17 protein-coding genes are annotated in these 19288 nt (G+C 59.0%); 4 read left to right on the top strand and 13 right to left on the bottom strand.

The features are described from left to right. Positions 1-23: 23 nt before the first annotated feature. From KZH41_RS02335 to KZH41_RS02325, 3 genes are all read right to left on the bottom strand, one after another. The gene (locus KZH41_RS02335; RefSeq protein WP_094951104.1) at positions 24-527 is read right to left on the bottom strand and encodes a YkgB family protein; all 504 of its coding nucleotides are present in this window, start codon (positions 525-527) and stop codon (positions 24-26) included. A 223-nt stretch (positions 528-750) separates the two neighbouring features. Next, a complete protein-coding gene (locus KZH41_RS02330) occupies positions 751-1614 on the bottom strand; it encodes a hypothetical protein (RefSeq protein ID WP_094951103.1) in 864 nt (287 codons plus the stop codon). A gap of 73 nt (positions 1615-1687) precedes the next feature. Beyond that, on the bottom strand, positions 1688-4843 hold the full coding sequence (locus KZH41_RS02325) for a YadA-like family protein (RefSeq protein WP_141240548.1): 3156 nt from the start codon (positions 4841-4843) through the stop codon (positions 1688-1690). A gap of 1102 nt (positions 4844-5945) precedes the next feature. Here KZH41_RS02325 and KZH41_RS02320 point away from each other — a divergent pair. After that, complete coding sequence (locus KZH41_RS02320; RefSeq protein WP_176462938.1) at positions 5946-6557, top strand: TetR/AcrR family transcriptional regulator; 612 nt, start codon at positions 5946-5948, stop codon at positions 6555-6557. An 87-nt stretch (positions 6558-6644) separates the two neighbouring features. Here the strand turns inward: KZH41_RS02320 and KZH41_RS02315 are convergent, their stop codons facing one another. Then, positions 6645-7724: a fatty acid desaturase gene (locus tag KZH41_RS02315; protein WP_094951100.1), complete on the bottom strand. Its 1080-nt coding sequence runs from the start codon at positions 7722-7724 to the stop codon at positions 6645-6647. Positions 7725-7825: 101 nt separating this feature from the next. Here KZH41_RS02315 and KZH41_RS02310 point away from each other — a divergent pair, with 101 nt between their 5' ends. Continuing rightward, the gene (locus tag KZH41_RS02310) at positions 7826-8830 is read left to right on the top strand and encodes an AraC family transcriptional regulator (RefSeq protein ID WP_094951099.1); all 1005 of its coding nucleotides are present in this window, start codon (positions 7826-7828) and stop codon (positions 8828-8830) included. 58 nt (positions 8831-8888) lie between these two features. Here KZH41_RS02310 and KZH41_RS02305 read toward each other — a convergent pair whose 3' ends face one another. From KZH41_RS02305 to KZH41_RS02295, 3 genes are all read right to left on the bottom strand, one after another. Then, positions 8889-9188: a hypothetical protein gene (locus tag KZH41_RS02305; RefSeq protein WP_141240547.1), complete on the bottom strand. Its 300-nt coding sequence runs from the start codon at positions 9186-9188 to the stop codon at positions 8889-8891. Between the two features lie 92 nt (positions 9189-9280). After that, positions 9281-9646, bottom strand: a complete 366-nt coding sequence (locus tag KZH41_RS02300; RefSeq protein WP_094951098.1) for a response regulator — start codon at positions 9644-9646, stop codon at positions 9281-9283. A gap of 38 nt (positions 9647-9684) precedes the next feature. Beyond that, on the bottom strand, positions 9685-10371 hold the full coding sequence (locus KZH41_RS02295; protein ID WP_263274309.1) for a Crp/Fnr family transcriptional regulator: 687 nt from the start codon (positions 10369-10371) through the stop codon (positions 9685-9687). An 83-nt stretch (positions 10372-10454) separates the two neighbouring features. Here KZH41_RS02295 and KZH41_RS02290 point away from each other — a divergent pair, with 83 nt between their 5' ends. Further along, positions 10455-10979, top strand: a complete 525-nt coding sequence (locus KZH41_RS02290; RefSeq protein ID WP_094951096.1) for a DUF962 domain-containing protein — start codon at positions 10455-10457, stop codon at positions 10977-10979. 140 nt (positions 10980-11119) lie between these two features. Here KZH41_RS02290 and KZH41_RS02285 read toward each other — a convergent pair whose 3' ends face one another. The 6 genes from KZH41_RS02285 to dibA all read right to left on the bottom strand — a co-directional run bounded on the left by KZH41_RS02285 (position 11120) and on the right by dibA (position 17716). Then, a complete protein-coding gene (locus KZH41_RS02285; RefSeq protein ID WP_028615256.1) occupies positions 11120-12100 on the bottom strand; it encodes a sulfate/molybdate ABC transporter ATP-binding protein in 981 nt (326 codons plus the stop codon). A gap of 3 nt (positions 12101-12103) precedes the next feature. Then, complete coding sequence (cysW, locus tag KZH41_RS02280) at positions 12104-12976, bottom strand: sulfate ABC transporter permease subunit CysW (protein WP_094951095.1); 873 nt, start codon at positions 12974-12976, stop codon at positions 12104-12106. A gap of 13 nt (positions 12977-12989) precedes the next feature. Continuing rightward, positions 12990-13808 carry a sulfate ABC transporter permease subunit CysT gene (gene cysT, locus KZH41_RS02275; RefSeq protein WP_094951094.1) on the bottom strand — a complete coding sequence of 273 codons (819 nt, stop codon included), beginning with the start codon at positions 13806-13808 and terminating at the stop codon, positions 12990-12992. Between the two features lie 214 nt (positions 13809-14022). Beyond that, positions 14023-15033: a sulfate ABC transporter substrate-binding protein gene (locus KZH41_RS02270; protein WP_242153851.1), complete on the bottom strand. Its 1011-nt coding sequence runs from the start codon at positions 15031-15033 to the stop codon at positions 14023-14025. Between the two features lie 67 nt (positions 15034-15100). After that, a complete protein-coding gene (oscA, locus tag KZH41_RS02265; protein ID WP_003170956.1) occupies positions 15101-15283 on the bottom strand; it encodes a sulfur starvation response protein OscA in 183 nt (60 codons plus the stop codon). 522 nt (positions 15284-15805) lie between these two features. Then, complete coding sequence (dibA, locus tag KZH41_RS02260) at positions 15806-17716, bottom strand: phosphodiesterase DibA (protein ID WP_263274308.1); 1911 nt, start codon at positions 17714-17716, stop codon at positions 15806-15808. A 165-nt stretch (positions 17717-17881) separates the two neighbouring features. Here dibA and desA point away from each other — a divergent pair, with 165 nt between their 5' ends. Next, positions 17882-19066, top strand: a complete 1185-nt coding sequence (desA, locus tag KZH41_RS02255) for a delta-9 fatty acid desaturase DesA (protein WP_094951091.1) — start codon at positions 17882-17884, stop codon at positions 19064-19066. Positions 19067-19288 lie beyond the last annotated feature (222 nt).

Raw genomic sequence — 19288 nt, 5'->3', positions numbered from 1 at the left:
AGTGGACCAGTGACGGTTTTAGGCTAGAGCGCTGCATGCTCCCTATCAGTCTGTTTGGCGCGTGCCGTCAATTGTTGCGCCGCGTTCTTGAGCAGCACCAACGAGCCGGCCATCAACACCAGATCCTTGATCAGGAAAGAGGTGGCGCCGCCCATGGCGGGGAAACCTCCGGCCGAAGCCTCCCACCCACCCGGAGTGGTCAGGAGCAGACTGGCGGTTGTCAGATAAGTCACAGAGGAGGCCGCCGCGGCAATCAGTGTGACTCTCGATGACCATGCGCCGATGGCCAGACTCAGACCGATCGCCCATTCAGCTGTGCCTAGCGCATAACTCGCGCCCTGAATGCCAAACACACCGTACATCCAAGAAAGGAGGGGGCTGTTACTAATCAGCGGAATCAAAGCCTGGGCTTCGTAATCAAACCATTTTGTGTAGCCAAACATCAGAAATATCAAAACCAGCACCCAGCGCATGAACTCGACCTCAAACGGCTGACGAAGAAAACGGGAATACAGTGATGAGTGCATGGGGGTTTTTCCTTAATAACAATGAGAGTTACGGACGTAGAGTTAGATCAAAGCGATGCATTACAGTGTTTGTAATTTTTTTTCGAAAAACGTAGGAGGTCACACTGGCTTTCTGGCCAAACGGCAACGATTGAATCACGCCCAGCCCAATGTTCTGACATAGTTGATTAACACTAAACCACATGCCAGGAAGCTATCGCACGCAGCATGGCAACGAATCCAACTATGCGTTGCGCCTATGTTTTTTTTCGATGGCGTGTTTGGCAAAACAATCAACCTCCAGCAAGTAGCTTTTACCCAACAGCTTCCCCGCTCCATACCAAGGCATTCGGTTGAAACTCAGGTTCAGCCCGTCGTATCCGAACTCAAAAAGATAGCCATTGTTGCTGGTGAACTTGAAGTTGCTATCGGAATACTCAACCAACGAGTACTGGACATTCTGCCCCTGTGCATAAAGGTCCTTGACCCGCTGCAAGTACAGCGGGGCGATGGCCACGAACTGTATTTTGGCCTGCTGAGTGTATTGCTCCAGCGTCAGGCCTGAGGTCTTCTCCAGTCGGGTGGCAATCAGCGCGAAAAAGTAAGCATCGGCTTTCGCGATGGCCAGTTGTATGCCCAGGAAATAGTTGAGTTTTTGCGAGTCGACGTTCAGCTTCTTCTTGCCCGAAACGGGCGCGGTGTTTGCCTCCACCATGAACTCGGACGTTTTTGGCAGCATCATCACTGAGGTGGCGATGTAGGCCGCACACGCGGTGATGCGCCGAGACAGATCCGGATCAACCAGTAACGACAGCGGGTGGCCTTGTTGAGGCACGCGACTCAGGTCAATGCCTTGTTGCAAAAGGTTCTGAGCCACCTGCTGCTGCGTGCTTTCGCCGCGTGCCAACGCACAGACCTGGCTCATCATCAATTCATTGCGCTGACCATCGGGCATTGGCACCAGCGACATGACAGCGCCTTGAATAATTGGCAGTGCCGGCAGCGCTACGCCTTGTTTACCTTGGGTGGCGACAGTATGAGAGCCGTTATCACAGCCGATAAGCAACACCACAGGGAGCAACCATCCAGACATCTTGAACAACGACATAGGGCATTAGCCTTGGGCAGTTATGGATAGCGCCAAGCTGCACGGGCGCAGCCTGGTCGTTCGGTACTAAGCCTTACCACTGGTAGCCGACACCAACGCCCACACCCGCATCACCCTGGGTATTAGTCGTAGCCTGAAGTTTGCCGACCCAATGGCCATTCCTGGAGATGCTCGATACACCAAACGACAGCGCCGATTGCCCACGATAATTGGCTGCACCGATAGACGTCATGCTCGCGCCGGGTGAGTAGGGCTGTGGCAGGCTCGCCATGGCCATGGCGCCGGCGATCCCCGCGCTCAAGGTGGCGTCCTGTTTCTTCAGGTCACGCTTGAGTTCCGAGTAGCGCTGGTCAGTGTAGGCATTCACGTTGTTGGTAACGTTCGACACGCTTTTATTGAGCTGATCGAAGTTCACCGCGTCAGTGCCCTGGGTGGCGGCCGCCACATTGGTGATCTGCCGTTCGCTGCCCTTCACACCGACCGAGACGCTGTTATTGCGATCCGCCACCGAGTTGGCGCCCAGGGCCGTACTGTTGCTCCCCGTGGCGCTGGCGCCGTTACCAACAGCCACGGCGTTGGCCCCGGACGCCTTGGCATTGGTGCCGACTGCTGCACTGTTATTGCCGGAAGCCACCGAGCCAGCACCACCGGCAACTGCGTTGGCACCCGTGGCGGAAGGTTTGGCGCCAGCACCGGTGTTGTTCACCTGGAACATGCCGTCGGTGCCGTTCTGCACCTTGGTGACATTGCTTTCTACCTGGGTGACCCGGTTATCCACGGCGGTGATGGCACCCGTCACGTTCCCGATGTTGGTGTTGACGGTTTTCAGCGAATCGTCGGTGTACTGCTTGGACTCGGCCACCGCACCATCGAGTTGCCGCACGTTGACCGCATCGGTGGCCAACCGGCCATCGGCAACGTTGCTGATCGTGCGGGTCTGGCCTGTGGCGGCATTGCCCACCGAAACCGTGCCCACACTGGCGTTGCCGGCATTGGAGTATTGGCCGAGGTAGTTCTCCGCGCCGCGGCCGTTGTCACTGGCACCTTGGCCAACGGCTACGCTGCCATCGGCACTCGCCATGGCGCCATTGCCGAGCGCCACCGCCCCTGCACCGGTTGCCTGGGCACCGTTGCCTGAGGCCACTGACGCAGTGCCCGACGCCTGGGCCCCCTTGCCCGAGGCTACCGCGCCATTGCCCGAAGCACTGGCATTGCCGCCGATCGCCACCGAGTCCACGCCGCTGGCTACCGAGTCAGCCTGGGTAGAGTTGGCGTGGAAGTACTTCACGCCACCACCGTTGGTGATGTTGTTGATATTGCCCTCAATGGAGGTGACCCGCCCGCCGAGGTTGGTGATGCTGGTGGTGTTTTGCGCCACTTGGTCACCCACTGCCGTCAGTTGCTCTACGTTCACCGCATCGTTCGGCGCTGAGCCCGCTGCTACGCCGGTGATTTTGCGATTACCCGTCACGGTGCCAATGCCCAACTCGCCGACAGACGTCTGCGGTGTGCTCAGGCCGTAAGCGGTGTAGCCGTTCTGGGCGCCAACCGTGGTGACCGAATTGGAGCCCAGCGCGATGCTGGTGGCTTGACTGGCCACCGCACCGGCACCGAGAGCCAGCGACTGCTCGCCCTGAGCCTGGGCCTGGGAACCGAGGGCAATGCCGGAGGCCAGCAGTACCTGAGTATTGCGACCAATCGCAATGCCGCCAGCACCTGCCTGGCCAACGGTGGCTTGGTTGCCGATGCCGATACCGTTATCGCCATTGACCATGGTGGCCGGGCCGACGGCAATCGATTCCTGCCCCACCGACAGCGCGTCTTGCGGGTTGGTTGAGTTGGCGTGGAAGTACATCGTACCGGTGGTACTGATCGAGCCAATCGCGCCGGTCAGTTGGCGCAACGTCACGGCATCCTGGGCGCTGGTACCGTCCGCTACGTTGGTGAGTTGACGGTACTGGCCAGTTTTACCCAGTGATACGGCGCCTAATAAGGTTGCGTCGGAGGTGTCGTAGCGAATGGTGCCATTACCCACTGGAATCAAACCGGTGGAGGGCGCGATGGCACGGTCCGAGACCGAGCCCTGGCCCAGCGCCACACCGCCCAGCACTTGCACGCTGCTCTGGTTACCCAGGGCAACGCTGCCCGTTGCGTTTGCCACTGCACCGGTGCCGGCCGCGAAGGACTGCGCGCCACCCGCTACCGATTGTGGACCAATGGCCACGCTGTCGATGCCCGTCGCGGAGCTATCGGCCAAGGTCGAATTGGCGTGGAAATACTTGATCCCCGTACCGTTGTTGATGATGTTGTTCACCGAAGTGCCAAGGCCATCGACTGCTGTATTGGTGGCGAACAATTGGCTACCGTTCACGGCATTGGTACTGGTCCCCGTGACTTGGCCGGCCGCTACGTTGGTGATTTGCCGTTCATTGCCCGCTGTGCCCAGGCTGAGTACACCCACTGGCGCGCCGCCGGCGTAGGTGTAGGCCGTGCCGTTGAGGGTGCCACCGGTGGTGGCATTGGCCGCGGCGGTGGCGGCACCATTACCCAGCGCAATACTGTTGGCGGTGTCGACATTGGCGCCCTCGCCTATCGCGATACCGTTGATAACACTGGCGATGGCCTGTGTACCGATCGCTATCGAGTTATCGGCACGCGCTGTCGCGTTGAAGCCTAAAGCGGCCGAATTGGCACCTAACGCTTCGGAGTCGTAACCCACGGCAGTAGCGTTATCACCGTTAGCCCACGTATCGCGGCCTACGGAGACAGCCCGATTCCCCAGCGCTTGCGTATTACTGGCACCGATGGCGATAGCATCCTGACCCGTTGCCGTTGGTTTGAAGCTGCTATTCGTCGCCCCCGTACCACCGATCGCGATGCTACCGTCACCTTCCGCCGACGTATTGCCCACCGAAATCGCTCGAATACCTGCTGCCGAAGCATTGGCGCCCAGAGCCGTGGTGTCCAGTCCGGTTGCGGACGTGTTGTAGCCGACAGCCGTCGAGGCGATGCCATCGGCGACAGCTAGCGGCCCCGCCGCCAGGCTGTTGGTACCGACTGCATTTGAATCGGGAGCCGTCGAGTTGGCATGGAAATACTTGATCCCCGAACCGTTATTGACGATGTTGTTCACCGTAGTGCCAAGGCCTTCTACAGTCGTATTGGTAGCAGACAACTGACTGCCGTTGACGGCTTCCTGACTGGCCGAGGAAATATCTCCGGCAGACAAATTAGTTATTTTGGCGCTGGAAACATCTACCGTACCTTGAGTGGATTTCAACGTTATGTTCGCCCCCGAGACGGTCGTACCGTCAGCGTTGACCACCACACTGTTCTCTCCAGAAGGGCCGCCACCAAACCAAAGACCACTACTTTTTGATCCTGCCCACACGCCCCCTCCGGTCTCGGACGACGCTGACGAAAGATAAGCTAACTTCAACCCCATAACATCAGTTGCGGTAGAGCTCCACTTCGCACAACCGCCTCGCCACGCAGCCCCAGGCGCATTAATGCAAGGTGATGAACTTCCCGTCTGCATGCCAATATAAGGATCCAACACGCCTGCATCAGCATAATTAAAAATACTTAATGAAACTGCCCAAAACGAGAGAATAAACCTTCCACTAACAAGTCTCGAAAGAGAAAATATATTCATTTTTCATCCCTGTTTTTTAAGCGCCATCAAGAGGTGACCCGGCCACCTAGTTAGGCAGTAACGTTGGCTTATACACGTGAGTCGCTGAACGGATTAATACTCAGGCCATCAAGACTATATTTAGAGAAAGACCAAACTTTAAAAACAAAACCCAATCACCGACCAACAGTCCAGCACGACGATTGAACCAACTAAAGCATATTCGGCAGACTCAAGGGCAACCTCTGCACGGGCTATGTAAACGCCCGTAACACAGACCCATAACAACAACACACCTGAATAACATTCTTGAAAAAGCGGTTGCCCTACACACTCTCAAACTAAAGAGTGCGCCCAAAGAAACCACTGACACAGATTCTTTTTTAACTACCCTTTCAGCTTCACCGCTAAATCCGATTGCACGGCCTGGCCACACCAAACATCCTCGACGCCTATGGTCGATGGGATGGCATCGCTATACAAAACCGACAACACCCCTGCGGCAGTGAGCTTGATGCCACCTAAGCCTTAGTCGCCAAGCCTGTATTTCCCCTGAGCGATCGCCTCCCCCAGCGCAACGCTAGCCAGATTCACGGTATAGTCCGCGCGATAATTACCCTCTTACACACGATGTTACTTACCGGTAAGTAACATGTCAAGTGCAGCGGGACCTATACCAAAAAATAGGCGTTATGTGATGGCTAACACTTCAACGGACCAGGTACCGCCTGCCGAAAAATTGGCGAGTTCAATTCCGCCGCGAGAGAGAATCTTGCGTGCTGCAGGCGAGATGTTTCACAAATACGGCATTCACGCCGTCGGCGTTGAGGCGATTGCAGCAGCAGCGCAGAGCAACAAAATGACCTTGTATCGGCATTTTGCCTCTAAGGAGATGTTGATTGAAGCCACCATTCGAGAGCATCACAAAGCGAGTGAAGCTGCGTGGAAAGCCTTGCACGAGGCGCATCTGAATGATCCGCGTGGAGAACTCAACGGCTGGTTAGAAATGATGTATGCCTATATCCAGTCGCCAGACGAACCGACCTGCAAACTCATGGATAAGGCACTAGATGTCAGCGATGCTGAACATCCAGCGCGAGTGGCGCTTGATGAGATCAAGCACATACACCTCGATCATCTGATCGGGATGTGCCGTGCCGCAGGCTTCAAGAACCACGAGGTACTGGCTATCAATTTGCTCATTGTATTTGAGGGCGCACGGGAAAGCCGCTACGTGGGGACTCATCGTTTGGCACTATTGCTTCCCCAAACGGTACAAACGCTGATGGCATCCCACGAGCCGCATTAAAGGCCGCATCCGCCATGGGTTTAGCCGGTGCGCGCCACCCCGGCAAGCCGTGGTTGGGTTTCCTGGCGGACAAAACCGGCGCGGCACTCAGCGCATCGCCGTTTCAGCCGGATTAAGCCGGGGCTGCGAACGCTCCTGGCGTTCAAGCCGATTGGCCCGGGCAAAGGTGCCGAAATCATTGAAGCGCACGCCCATTTCGCGCATCACTTTATGCGCCACCTTGGCCGTCATCTGGCGGATGTAAAACGGCTCTTTCACCACAAAATGGTGAATGCCATGGGTGCTGCCGAAGTTGAAGCAGAACGCTTGCAGCGGCCACATCCACCACGGGTTCAGCACTTGGGTTTGCTGGATCACATTGCCCAGCTCCACGTCCCCGTAGTAGTGCATGTTGGAGCTGACAAAGTGCAGGCAAAAGGTGCGCAACACGTTAGGGCCAATGATCACCACGGCGGCGATGTCGATCACCTGCATCATCTGCAAGGTGCCGGCTGACCACTCGATCGGCGCGCCCATCAGGCTGGCAATGCCATTGGCCGCATGAAAGCCCAAAAACACATACCACGCGCCCCAATGCAGCAGTGCCAGCGGGGCGTACACCAGCAGCGCACGCTTGAGGATGTTGAATTTGTGCTTCCAGGTTTTGGCGCGCAGCATGCGGATGAAGGCTGACATGAGGTTGTCGCCCACCATCAGCAACCGCGCGATGCCCCAGGGCTCGCCGTTGGTGATGGCGCGCTCTTCCATGTCGGTCTCGGTGCCCGACACCTTGTGGTGATTGAGGTGCAGGTGCCGGCGTATCCACGGGTTGATGGTGCTCGGCCGCGCCAGCCACACCAGCCCCATCATCAGGTTGTGCGCCAGGCGCTGCTTGCGAAAGTACATGCTGTGGATCAGGTCGTGTTCCAGCTCGTGGGTCAGCGAGGCGAGGAAGGCGTTGAGCAGCAGGCACACCCACCAAGCCATATGGCCGCTGATGTAGAGCGCCGCCGAGCCGAGCATGCCGACCAGCGCAAACGCCAGGATGCCCGCGCCCAGCGCGTCCTGATGCAGCAGCCAGGGGTGCTGCTGGCGCAACCTGACGCCCTCGGCCAGCACCACTTCGCGGATATGCGCTGAGCGTTGTTGCGCGTTCATCTGTTGGGGGCTTGCACAAGTACCGTCCATGCTTCCATTCTCTTGTTCATTGATACGTCCATCCTGCCCCAAGCGATCTGGCAGGACGCTAGCCGCGGACGCCAACTTGTTGACCGCAAGCGCCAATCGTCATGACCGAAGCCACCTCACTCGCCAGCTGGACCCGCGCCCTGCGCAAGCAGCTCGATGCCCTGGACCTCGACAGCGCCGCGCTGTGCGCCCAGGCCGGGCTCGACCCGCAGCAGATGGATGACCCTAACGCGCGCTACCCGCTGTCGGCGACCACGCGGTTGTGGGCGCTGGCGGTGCAGGCCAGCGGTGATCCGGCGATCGGCTTGCGGGTGTCGCGGTTCGTCAGCCCCACCACCTTTCATGCACTGGGTTATGCATTGGTGGCCAGCGGCAGCTTGCGCGAGGTGTTCGAGCGGATCGTGCGCTACCACCAGGTGGTCAGCGATGCCCTGACGCTGGAACTTAGCCGAGACGGCGAACGCTACCGTTTTCGCCTGCTGCAACCGCCGGGCAACCCGGCACCGGCGCTGGAAGCGATTGATGCGTTTGCGGCAATTTATGTGCGCACTTGCCGTAATCGGCTGGGCCGTGAATACGCGCCGCTGGCTGTTTATTTGCGCCGTCCGCAACCCATTGACCCCAAGCCCTGGCACACGGTCTTCCGCGCGCCGGTCTTCTTTGGCGCCGAAGAAGACCGCCTGGAGTTTGCCGCGCATGACTTCGACAGCCACCTGGATGACGCCAACCCGGAGCTGGCCGAACACAACGAAACCGTGCTCAAACGCACTCTCGCCCAACTGCAACCGCTGACCTGGGAGCGCAAGGTCCGCGCGGCCATTGAGGCGCAATTGCCGGAAGGTGAACCGAGTGCCGAACGGATTGCCCAGGCGCTGCACTTGAGTTTGCGCAGTTTGCAGCGGCATCTGGCGGATGAAGGGTGCCGGTTTGATGCGTTGCTCAATGAGTGCCGGGAGAATTTGGCGCTGCTGCACCTGCGGGACCCGCAGTGCTCATTGGCCGAGATCAGTCATTTGCTCGGGTTTGCCGACACTAGCAGCTTCAGCCGGGCGTTCAAGCGCTGGACGGGGATGACGCCGGGGCATTTTCGGGAAAGTGTGGGGTAACTGCGCCCCAAACTTATTGCTCCCTCTCGGCCACCCGTCCACTAGCCTAGCCAGTGAACTACAACACCGTGAATTTGATGATGCCCGAAAGTGGGGATCGCTCACGGTTAAAGCTTTGAAAGGCAATTACCGATTTAATGCCACGGTCAATTCTTTGGGTAAATTTCCATTTCCCCCCCGGATCGACGAGAGCACCTTGGAGCTGTTGATTAGCTGCATCAATTGGAACGAGTGTAAGCCAGACGAGCCAACCCGGAGCGCCAGTACCCGAAAACTCGACCATTTGCGAATACCTGCCATTTTGGGCCGGAGATATAACAACAGGAGCAGTATCCCTGCCGGAAGTAGTAGTTGACATGATGTTAATTCCTTGAGCGTCAAAATTGACAACTCAAGTGTGCTATTCCGATCATCGTTCATCTACTGTCAAACTTGACAGGTATGCACCTGTCAGCGGCCTCGATCTCGACGCAACAGCTTGGCTGATCGAGCCGCTAATGCACGGGCATCAAACGGCTTGAGCAAATAATCATCCTCATGCAATTCCAACCCACGCAGACGGTCTTCAATCCCGCCCGTCGTGGTCAGGAACAACACCGGCGTGGCACCCTTCAACCGAATAGCCTGCTGCAACTTCCAGGCATTCAAGCCCGGCAGCATCACATCCAGAATCACCAGCTCGTAGTCGGCGCTCTCCACTAAACGCAACGCCGCCATGCCATTGGCCGCGACTTCGACGCTGTAGCCGGCCTCGTTCAAGCCTTGGGCCATCCGCTGTGCCTCTTCGGATTCGTGTTCCACTAACAGGACGCGCATAACATACCTCGATTAATCAGGCTTGCAGGCTACCACCCTCAGGTGTGCGCCGCCTCACGCAGTCGTTGGGCATCCAGGATTTCGATCTCGCCATAACCCAGGCGCACGATGCCCTGGGCTTGCAAGTCCTTGAGCAAGGCGTTGGTGGTCTGGCGCGACAGGCTCAACAGCGCCGCCAAGTCTTCCTGGGGCAGTTGCACCATGCTTTTTGCGTGTTCGGTATCGCCGTAACCTTCAACGATCATCAACAAGCGGTGCGCCAGCCGCACCGAGGCCGGCATCAGGCTCAGTTGCTCGATATTGATAAAACTCAGGCGCAGCTTCTGGCTCATCAACAAGGCCAGGTCGCGCCAGTATTGCGGGGACTCATCGAGGATGTTCAGCAGCGCCTGCTGCGGCACCTGCAACAGCGTGCATGGCCCCACGGCGCAGGCGTCATGGGTGCGCGGCAGGCCGTCGAACAGGCAGATTTCGCCAAACCAGTACGGCAGCTCCACCAGGCTCAATAGCGCTTCCTTGCCATGCTCATTCACCGCGCTGATGCGCAAGGTGCCGTCGAGCACCGCATACAGGCCACACGGCGGGTCGCCGCGCTTGAACAGGTATTGCCCCGCCGCCAGCTGCCGCTGCCGGGCGTGGGCCAGCAGGCTATGCTGAAACGAGGCAGGCAAGTGGCTGAACCAATGACCCGTGGCCAGCCGCGAGTGCCATTTCTCTGTGCCCATGAGAACTCCGATGATTGTCGCCCAGCTGACAGTCAGGCGCAGGCTGGCAGGGCATGATCAAGCATCCTACAGGAGGAACAACAATGAAAAGCCTCGTCGACCACCTCAGTCAATACGCCGCCTACCACCGCGACCCACGCAATATCGCCAGCCACTTTATCGGCATCCCACTGATTGTGGTCGCCGTGGCCGTGCTGCTGTCACGCCCCGAATGGGCAGTGGGCGGCCTCTGGCTGTCGCCAGCGGTGCTGCTCGCGTTGTTCTCGGCGTGGTTTTACCTGCGCCTGGAACTGGCGCTGGGCGTGCTGATGACGCTGTTGATGGGCTTGTCGGTGTGGGCCGGGCATGTACTGGCGGCGCAGAGCACGCTGGTGTGGCTCAGCAGCGGCATTGGGATGTTTGTGGTGGGCTGGGTGATCCAGTTTGTCGGCCACTATTACGAGGGCAAAAAGCCCGCGTTTGTGGATGACGTGTCGGGGCTGATCGTCGGGCCGTTGTTTGTGGTGGCGGAGTTGGCGTTTTTGCTGGGGTTGCGCCAGGGGCTTAAGCAGCAGATTGAGCAGCGGTCAGGGCCGGTGGCGGTGCGCGGAAAAAGGGCAGCGGTCTAAGGGTTAATAGAGATTCAATGTGGGAGCCGGGCTTGCCCGCGATGCAGGCACCTCGGTGCTTCAGTCACACCGAGGTGATGCTATCGCAGCGGTGCGACGATTCGACAAGCCAGCTTCCCCATTGGTTTTTTGCAGGGTGCTTAAGCTTTTTGCCAGACCTTGGGTTTAAAGAACAGGGTCTCGCCACGGGCCAGGCCGGTCAGGCTGTCGTGGTCTTTCACCACTTCAGCCTCGATGAGTTCGCTTTGGCCTTCGACCTTGAGCGTTACCCGAGTGGTAGCGCCCAACGGCCGAATATCACGCACCTCAGCCGCGTGGTGATCCTCCAACTCATGCCGCGACAGCGACACTTCATGCGGCCGGAACAGCACGTGCTTGTCCTCGCCCAGATGCAGACGGTTGGAATCACCCAGGAAGTGGTACACAAAATCGCTGGCCGGGTTTTCGTAGACGTCACCCGGTGAGCCGATCTGTTCGATCACACCCTTGTTCATCACCACAATACGGTCGGCGACTTCCATGGCCTCTTCCTGGTCGTGGGTCACGAATACCGAGGTCAGGTTGATGTCTTCGTGCAGGCGCGCCAGCCAGCGGCGCAGCTCTTTACGCACCTTGGCGTCGAGGGCGCCGAAGGGTTCGTCCAGCAGCAGCACTTTGGGCTCTACCGCCAAGGCGCGGGCCAGGGCGATACGCTGGCGCTGGCCACCGGAGAGTTGCTCCGGGTAGCGATCAGACAGCCAATCCAACTGCACCATGTTCAGCAGCTCGTGCACCTTGACCGCAATCTGGCTCTCGTTCGGGCGCTGGTTTTTCGGCTTCATGCGCAGGCCGAAGGCGACGTTGTCAAACACGGTCATGTGGCGGAACAGCGCGTAGTGCTGGAATACAAAGCCGACGTTGCGATCACGCACGTCGTGGCCGGACACGTCTTCACCGTGGAACACGATGCTGCCGTCATCCGGGGTTTCCAGGCCGGCGATGATGCGCAGTAAAGTGGTCTTGCCGCAGCCGGACGGGCCCAGCAACGCCACCAGCTCGCCACTCTGGATGTCCAGATTGATGCTGTTCAGGGCCTTGAAGGCGTTGAAATTCTTGCTGACATTACGGACTTCAATCGACATGACTTATTCCTCACCGGCGCTTTTGCGCAGGCGGTTGATACGGTTCTCGCTCCACTGCTTGAGCAGCAGGATGAAGAGCGCCAGGATCAGCAACAGGCTCGCGACGGCAAACGCGGCAACGTGGTTGTATTCGTTGTAGAGGATCTCGACGTGCAGCGGCAAGGTGTTGGTCACGCCGCGAATGTGGCCGGACACCACCGACACCGCACCGAACTCACCCATGGCCCGTGCGGTACACAGCACCACGCCGTAAATCAGGCCCCATTTGATGTTCGGCACGGTCACATGCCAGAACATCTGCCAGCCATTGGCGCCGAGCAAGCGCGCCGCCTCTTCTTCCTGGGTGCCCTGCTCCTGCATCAGCGGGATCAGTTCACGGGCCACGAACGGCACGGTGACGAAGATGGTTGCCAGTACGATGCCGGGCAAGGCGAACACGATCTGGATGTCGTGGTCTTGCAGCCATGGGCCGAAGAAACCCTGGGCGCCGAACATCAGCACATAGACCAAACCCGCGATCACCGGCGATACCGAGAACGGCAAGTCGATCAGCGTGACCAGGATGCTCTTGCCACGGAACGAGTACTTGCTCACGCACCACGCGGCGCTGACGCCGAACACCACGTTGAGCGGCACAGAAATCAACACGGCGATTACTGTGAGTTTCAGTGCGGATAGCGCGTCGGGTTCCAGGATGGCGGTGAAGAACGCGCCGAGGCCATTCTTCAAGCCCTGGGACACCACGATAAACAGCGGCAGCAGCAGGAACAGGAAGAACACCAGCCAGCCCAGGCTGATCAGGATGCGCCGGGACACCGCGCTGCCACGACGGGCAGCGTTGGCCGAGGACGCAGCGGAAATAGACGATTGGGACATGTTCCGCGCCTCCTTATGGACGTTCGATGCGCCGCTGCAACAAGTTGATCAGCAGCAGCAAGACAAAGGAAACCACCAGCATCAACACGCCAATGGAGGTGGCACCGCGGTAGTCGTATTGGTCGAGCTTGACCATGATCAGCAGCGGCAGGATCTCGGTTTTCATCGGCATGTTGCCGGCGATGAAAATCACCGACCCGTACTCACCCACGCCACGGGCAAAGGCCAGCGCGAAGCCGGTCAGCCAGGCGGGCAGCAATGCGGGCACGAGGATGTAGCGGAACACCTGCAACGGCTTGGCACCTAGGCAGGCGGCGGCTTCTTCGATTTCCCGGGGGATATCGGCCAACACCGGCTGCACCGTGCGCACCACGAAAGGCAGCGTGACGAAGGTCAGCGCCAGGGTGATGCCCAACGGGCTGTAGGCGATCTTGAAGCCCAGGTCAGCGGCGAACTGGCCGACCAGGCCGGTCGGCGTGTACAACGCGGTCAGCGCAATACCGGCAACCGCCGTGGGCAGGGCAAAGGGCAGATCGATCATCGCATCGATGATCTTGCGGCCGGGGAAGGTGTAGCGCACCAGCACCCAAGCCAGCAGCGTGCCGATCACGCCGTTGATCAGCGCAGCGTACAACGCGGTGCTGAAACTCAGTTTCAACGCCGCCAGCACGCGTGGTGCGGAAATAATGGCCCAGAACTGATCCCAAGTGAGTTGAGCGGCGTGTACAAACATCGCCGCCAGGGGGATGAGTACGATCAGGCTGAGGTACACCACGGTGTAGCCCAGCGTCAGCCCGAAGCCGGGTATGACGGGGGAAGTACGACGCGACATAAGACTCCTTGGTTAAAAGGTAGAAACCACGGTAGGAGCGCGCTTTCTGTGGGGGCCGGCTTTTCTGTGGGAGCCGGACTTGCCCGCGATACAGGCACCTTGGTGTGTCAGTCACACCGCGGTGATGCTATCGCAGCGGTGCGACGATTCGACAAGCCAGCTCCCATAGAAGCCCAGCGCCTACAGAAAATCAGGCCCCTACAGGTACTTTGGCTTACTGCGCCGAGTAAATCTGGTCGAACACGCCACCGTCATTGAAGAATTTCGGTTGGGCAGTTTTCCAGCCGCCGAAGTCTTTGTCGATAGTCACCAGGTCCAGTTTCGGGAACTGCTGGGCGTACTTGGCGGCGACTTTTTCATCGCGTGGGCGGTAGAAGTTCTTCGCCGCAATCTCCTGGCCAGCGGGGCTGTACAGGTGCTTGAGGTATTCAGTGGCGATTTCGGTGTTGCCCTTTTTCTCGGCGTTCTTGTCGACCACCGCCACTGGCGGCTCGGCGAGGATCGACAGGGAAGGCACGACGATGTCGAACTTGTCGGCGCCGCCGTCTTCTTTCAGCGCCAGGAAGGCTTCGTTTTCCCAGGCCAGCAACACGTCACCCTGACCGTTGTTGACGAACGTGATGGTCGAACCGCGAGCGCCGGTGTCGAGAATCGGCACGTGCTTGAACAGTTCTTTCACGTATTCCTGGGCCTTGGCTTCGCTGCCACCGGCTTTGAGGCCGTAGGCCCAGGCGGCGAGGAAGTTCCAGCGCGCACCGCCGGAGGTTTTCGGGTTCGGGGTGATCACGGAAACGTCTTTCTTGATCAGGTCGCCCCAATCCTTGATGCCTTTAGGGTTGCCCTTGCGCACCAAAAACACGATGGTCGAGGTGTACGGGGTGCTGGCGTCCGGCAGTCGGGTTTGCCAGTTTTCCGGCAGGGTCTTGGCCAATTTGGCGATTTCGTCGATGTCGCCGGCCAGGGCCAGGGTCACCACGTCGGCGCGCAGGCCGTCGATCACTGCCCGGCCTTGTTTGCCCGAACCACCGTGGGATTGCTGGATCTTGACGTTGTCGCCGGGGTGGGACTGTTTCCAGTGGTTGGTGAACTCAGCGTTGTAGTCCTGGTACAGCTCACGGGTAGGGTCGTACGAGACGTTGAGCAACTCGTAGTCCTTGGCAACAGCGGAACCGGCAAACACGGCGCTGGCCAGTGCGGCCAGGGCGTAACGGCGAATCGACGACATAGAAGGCTCCTGAGAATTCTTGGTGTTGGCTTTTCTTATAGATGCGGGGGTCTATCGCCGTGAGTGCTTAGCTCGGTTTGTTACCCGGGTTTTGCAAACGGAATTTTTCCTTGCGTTCGATCTGTACCACTTGGGCGTTGTGCACAGTGATTTCCACCGCGCCAAACCGCAGGTCGCGCAAGGCGCTCTGGATCTCACGCAAAATGGCTGCTTCGTCCTGGCCGTCGACGCTACGTAGAGATGCGCTCATGGTCTCGCTCCTGAAATGAATAGTGCCTGGCAGTGGCGGCACTGCTTGCGGCGTGAGGGCGATAGTAGATAAGCGCGGATATTCTTAAAAATACTATTTAAGAATGTTTATATAACCAGAAAGAATTTTCTGGCAGGACGTGGGGTTGCGCGGGTTTTGGTACCGAAAATACTCATACCCAGGCGCTGCTGAACCCTGTGGGAGCCGGGCTTGCCCGCGATAGCGGTGTGTCAGGCACAGAACATTTCGCTTGAAAGTCCCTCATCGCGGGATAGGTATCTACACAACTTTCGGTGAGCGCAAAATCTGTAGCAGATGGGCTTTTGTGGCGAGCGGGCTTGCCCTGATGCCGTTCAGTTAAGCGAACGCAATGCCCAAAGCAGCGAAGATTAAATGTGGGAGCGGCGGTGCGACGATTCGACAAGCCCGCTCGCCACAGAGGGATGTGGCGGCCTTTGAAAGTTGTGTAGATACCTATGCTCATCGCGGGCAAGCCCGGCTCCCACATTGACCGAGTTGTGCCTATCGAATGGCGGGCGCACGCTCCCAGTCAATTTCACTGGCCAGCATCGGCCGCCCAAACCAATACCCCTGCCCCATATCGCACTCCTGCTCCAACAAGAACCGCGCCTGCTCAACCTGCTCGATACCTTCGGCATGCACCTGCATGCCCATGCTTTTGGCCAGGGCGATCACCACGCGCACAATCGCCGCGTCGTCTTCGTCCCACGGCAACCCGGCGACGAAGCCCTGGTCGATCTTGAGCTTTTGCACCGGCAGGCGCTTTAGGCGCAGCAGCGAGGAATAGCCGGTGCCAAAATCGTCGATGGCCAGGCGCAAGCCCAGCTCACGCAGGCGGTGCAGTTGCTCAAGGGCGACCTCCGGGTCATCCATTACCGCGCTTTCGGTGACTTCCAGTTCCAGGAACGCCGGGTCGAGGCCGGTGGCGTGCAGCACCTGGGCGACTTGCTCGTACAGCTCGCGCCGGGCGAACAGACGGCTGGAAACATTCACCGCAATAAAGCTCAGCGGTGCGCCATCGGCCAACCATCGGCACATCTGGCGGCAGGCCTGGTCCATCACCCAGGCGTCGATGTCGGCAATCAGCCCGGTACGCTCGGCAATCGGAATGAACTCGCCCGGTGGCACCAAGCCGCGCGCCGGGTGCTGCCAGCGCACCAGCGCTTCGACGCCGACCAGGCGGCTGCCGCGCAGGTCGTACACCGGCTGGTAGTAGACGCGCAGTTCCTGCTGATCGAGGGCGCGGCGCAGTTCGCTGGCGATTTCCACGCGGTTCTGCGCGTGGGCGGTCAGCTCTTCGGTGTACAGCGCGTAGCCTTCGCGCCCGGCGCTCTTGGCCTTGAACAACGCCGAATCGGCATTGCGCAGCAGCTGTTCAGCGCTCAACGCGTCGCTGGGGAACAGGCTGATGCCGATGCTGGCGCTGATAAACAACTGGTTGCCATCAAACACGAACGGCTCCTTCATCGCATCGAGCATGCGCTGCGCGATCGCGGCGGCCTGCACCACCTGTGGACAACTTTCCGCCAGCACAGCGAACTCGTCACCCCCCAAGCGCGCCAAGGTCACGCCGGGGCCGAACAGCCCTTTGAGCCGCTCGCCTACGGCCTTGAGAAACTGGTCGCCAACGTTATGGCCCAGGCTGTCGTTGATGATCTTGAAATGGTCCAAGTCCAGCAGCAGCAAGGCACAGCCGCGTTTATGCACTTGCGCCGAGGCCAGCGCCTGCTCGGCACGGTCAGTGAACAACAGGCGGTTGGGCAAGTCGGTGAGCGGGTCGTGGTGGGCGAGGTGCGCCAGTTCGTGCTGGGAATCCTTGATGGCGCTGATATCGGAAAACACCGCAACGTAGTGGCTGACCTTGCCGTGGTCATCGCGGATCACGCGGATGGTTTGCCACTGTGGATAAATTTCACCGCTTTTGCGTCGGTTCCAGATTTCGCCGCTCCATTCGCCCGTTTGCTCCAGGGTCTGGAACATCTGCAGGTAGAAATTCGACGAATGGCGCCCCGACTTGAACAGGCTCGGCCGCTCGCCCATGACGTCCTTGCGGCTGTGGCCGGTGATTTCCATAAACGCCCGGTTGACGTGCACGATCAGCCCGTCGGCGTCGGTGACCAGCACGCCTTCGCGGGTGCAATCGAACACGGCAGCCGCCTGGCGCAGGCGCTCACGGTTTTCTTTCAGGGGTTGCTGCACCTGGTGGGTGCGGGCAAAACGCGCGCACAGCAAGTAAATCGCCGCCGCGCTCAGGGCCACCCACACATAGTCGCGCAGCTGCAGCCAGCGGACCAACTCCCGCGGGTCATCGAGAAAGTCGATCAATAGGTGGTGGCTGAGCTGAAGCCACACAATGGAAACCAGCAGATATACCAGCCCCACACGCAGGGCACCTCGGTATGAAAACAGCATAGAGTCAGTAATCCTTACCAAAAAACAAAATCGCCCCACAAAGGCTGCGGATTATAGAATAAGAAACATCCAGTCACTTCTATCTGAAAGGGCGGCTGGTTTTCTCTGTAGGCTTAGTGATAATGCGTGAGCTGTTTTTTTCTTTATCTGAGGGCCATACAGCCTATGTGGTACAACGGTTTTCTTGACTTGTCAGCCTGGCAACTGGTTGCAGTCACTCTGTTGATGACCCATGTGACCATCGTTGGGGTCACGGTCTATCTGCACCGCTATTCAGCCCATCGCTCCCTGGAGCTCAATGCCGGCCTGAAACACTTCTTCCGCTTCTGGCTGTGGCTGACCACGGCGCAGAACACCCGCGAGTGGACCGCTATCCACCGCAAACACCACGCCAAATGCGAAACCGTCGACGACCCGCACAGCCCGGTCATCAAAGGCCTGTCCACCGTGTTGCGCAAAGGTGCCGAGCTGTACCGCGCCGAGGCCGAAAACCCCGAAACCCTGCGCATCTACGGCAAGAACTGCCCGGATGACTGGATCGAACGCAAAATCTACACGCCTTACCCGCTGCTGGGCGTGGCGATCATGGGCGTGATCGACCTGCTGCTGTTCGGCACCATCGGCATCACCATCTGGGCGATCCAGATGATGTGGATTCCGTTCTGGGCCGCCGGCGTGATCAACGGCCTGGGGCATGCCGTGGGCTATCGCAATTTCGAATGCCGGGACGCGGCGACCAACCTGGTGCCGTGGGGCATCATTGTCGGCGGCGAAGAACTGCACAACAACCACCACACCTACCCCAACTCGGCCAAGCTGTCGGTGAAGAAGTGGGAGTTCGACCTGGGTTGGGCGTGGATCAAAGTGTTCAGCTTCCTGCGCCTGGCCAAGGTGCAGCGCGTGGCGCCTATCGCGCACCGCGTGGAGGGCAAAGGCCACCTGGACATGGACACCGCCATGGCGATCCTCAACAACCGCTTCCAGATCATGGCCCAGTACCGCAAGTTGGTGATCGGCCCACTGGTCAAGCAGGAGCTGGAAAAGGTCGATCATTCGGTGCGCCACCAGTTCCACCGCGCCAAGCGCCTGCTGTCGCGTGAAACCAGCTTGCTGGATGACCGCCATCACGTGCGCATCCAGAGCCTGCTGGAGCACAGCCAGGCGCTGACAGTGATCTACGAGAAGCGCCTGGCGTTGCAGCAGATCTGGCTGAAAACCAGTTCCAATGGCCACGACATGCTGGCCGCGATCAAGGAATGGGTGCATGAGGCCGAAGCCAGCGGCATCCAGTCACTGCGCGATTTTGCCCATCAATTGAAGACCTATTCGCTGCGCCCTGCAGCGGTCTGACCGGGCATGCACACCCCGCTCGTTCCTGTGGCGAGCGGGCTTGTTGCCACAACAAGCCCGCTCACTAAAACCGACCCATTCAGCACAGGGCTTGGCTTACCACCGGTTTTTGGCGCCATTTCTTAGTTAGCCCGCTCACGGAACTTCACTGCATTTACCCTCTCTCAGAGAACACTTCGCCATCATGGTGAACCCTTGTAGTGACCGCTGCTCCATCCTGCG

The organism is Pseudomonas sp. YeP6b, assembly GCF_025642995.1.
Lineage (GTDB): Bacteria > Pseudomonadota > Gammaproteobacteria > Pseudomonadales > Pseudomonadaceae > Aquipseudomonas.
The sequence above is the reverse complement of the archived record's forward strand: the minus strand, read 5'-3'. Positions and strand labels throughout refer to the sequence as shown.